Annotated in this window: 3 protein-coding genes; 1 reads left to right on the top strand and 2 read right to left on the bottom strand. The window is 62.0% G+C overall.

All coding sequences use genetic code 11. The features are described from left to right. Positions 1 to 287 precede the first annotated feature (287 nt). Complete coding sequence (locus B4F73_RS07060; protein WP_034816664.1) at positions 288 to 644, top strand: hypothetical protein; 357 nt, start codon at positions 288 to 290, stop codon at positions 642 to 644. Here B4F73_RS07060 and B4F73_RS07055 read toward each other — a convergent pair. Continuing rightward, complete coding sequence (locus tag B4F73_RS07055) at positions 628 to 1,428, bottom strand: enoyl-CoA hydratase-related protein (protein WP_034816662.1); 801 nt, start codon at positions 1,426 to 1,428, stop codon at positions 628 to 630. The two genes, B4F73_RS07060 and B4F73_RS07055, sit on opposite strands and share 17 nt — an antisense overlap. 5 nt (positions 1,429 to 1,433) lie before the next feature. After that, a partial coding sequence (locus tag B4F73_RS07050) for an acyltransferase family protein (RefSeq protein WP_414651868.1) occupies positions 1,434 to 1,924 on the bottom strand: 491 nt, incomplete at its 5' end.

The raw sequence follows: 1,924 nt of genomic DNA, 5'->3' as shown, positions 1-1,924 counted from the left end.
CACGCCCAGCCCTGCTTGATGCCGAAGGCCACAAATTCGAACACGGTCTGGCTGACCGGGCCGTTCACGCAGCGCGCATGCAGCGCGGCGCGCGCGGCATGCAGGCGTTGTTGCGCGCGGGTCTGGGCGGGGACCGGTATCTCCATGCCCTCCTCTATCTGCAGGAAACACGGCGCAATCGGGGCACGCACCGGGCGAGGCAAGGGCCTTTGCCAGTCCAAATTCCACCTTTGACACCCCTGCCAGCTGTCGTAAGGGTTAATGCCAAGAAACCACGGGAGTGTCTTATGGCCTATGCTTCAGGAATCCGGATCAGCAGTGTCGCGGGAGTCATCGGCGCCGGCGTTGGCGGCTATATTGGTTACACGCAGGCTGCAGATGTCAGCAATCTCAGCCCCGTGGCCGGCGCGCTGATCCTCGGCGCCATCGGCTTCGTCGCGGGCAGCGCGGGTGCCTTCCTGCTGAAGTCGCTGATGCAGTTCGTGATCTACATCATCCTGTTTGGCATCGTGGCATATTTCTTCCAGCATCAGATCGAAGCGCTCACGGGGATAAACCCGATCAGCGCGACACTTAATCTGCTGGCCGACTTCGGCCTGCCGGTGGACTCCAAAGACAGTGTACTGGTTACCGACCCCAACTAGGCGGGCGCTTGTCGAGGAAGGCTTCAATGCCTTCCTTGCCCTCATCGGAGACCCGACGCGCTGCTATGCGCTTTGATGTCTCTTGGCTGAGATCCTTGTCGATGAATACGCCGGAGACATCGCGCACCAGTGCCTTGCTCTCGGCCACAGCACCGGGCGCAGCGGCGAAGACAAGATCGGCAAGGTGTTCTTCCATTGCCGTCATCTCGGCCTGGTTTTCCACGACATATTGAACGAGGCCCAGCTTCTCAGCATATTCGGCATCAAACGTTTCGGCAGTGGTGAACAAGGCCTTCGCCCAGCGCGCGCCGATGGCTTCGATCACATAGGGGCTGATCGTCGCCGGGGTCAGGCCGAGGCGCACTTCAGAGAAGCGGAACTTCGTGCCCTTCATCGCCACAGCGACGTCACAGGCGGCCACGAGGCCGGCCCCGCCACCCATGGCGGCGCCCTGCACCAGGGCAAGCGTCATCTGGGGCATGTCGTAGAGCGTGCGCAGCATTTCGGCGAGGTTCATTGCGTCGCGCTCATTGTCTTCGCGCGTATGCATCGCCGCGAGCTTCATCCAATTGAGGTCTGCGCCCGCCGAAAAACTCTTGCCCGCGCCGCGCAGGATCATCATGCGAATGGTGCGCTGGTCGGCAATGGTGTGGAACGCATCGGTCAGTTCGGCGATCAGCTCGGCATTGAACGCATTGTGCACATCCGGCCGGTTCAGCGTGACAACCGCCAAGCCTTCCTGCGTCGCTTCGAGCGTGATGAGATCATAGTCGGAATCGCGCATGGGGATCAGTCCTGTTCAGGGTTGGAGGCCACTTTGCGGTAGTGGCTGGATGGGCGCAAGGCGCGCCGCTCGACAAGATGCCACAGCGCATAGCTGGCCACGATGACGAGAAGCGCCGACAGGGTAAAGCCGACCGCATGGCCGAATGCTGCAAAAGCGCCGACCATGACAAGGCCCTGCAGGATCGGAAAATGAGTGATGTAAACGCCGTAGCTGATATCGCCGAAGCGCGCCGCGTTCAGCGCAGGACCTGGCAGGAAAGCCAGGCAGGCAATCAGGCCCGCCAGTCCGGCCGCGCGGAGCGGCTCCAGCCAGGGATGGGCGAAGGAAAGCAAGGTCAATGCGAGCCCCACCACGCCGAACCAGAGCGGCTTTGCCTGGGCCCGACCCCATACCTGCCACAAGGCAATGCCACTGGCGAAAAAGGCCAACTGACCCGGCAGCTGGCGCGCCGCGATAAGCGCGGATTCCCCCTCCAGAAAAACAGGCACCAGAT

Origin of the sequence: Hyphomonas sp. UBA3601, from assembly GCF_002375605.1 — a bacterium.
GTDB lineage: Bacteria > Pseudomonadota > Alphaproteobacteria > Caulobacterales > Hyphomonadaceae > Hyphomonas.
Note: the sequence above shows the minus strand (reverse complement) of the source record. Positions and strands in the feature narration are given on the sequence as shown.

What these genes read in the sequence shown, in the direction of transcription:
- B4F73_RS07055 (WP_034816662.1), bottom strand. Translation starts at nt 1,428, where the DNA reads ATGCGCGATTCCGACTATGATCTCATCACGCTCGAAGCGACGCAGGAA.
- B4F73_RS07060 (WP_034816664.1), top strand. Translation starts at nt 288, where the DNA reads ATGGCCTATGCTTCAGGAATCCGGATCAGCAGTGTCGCGGGAGTCATC.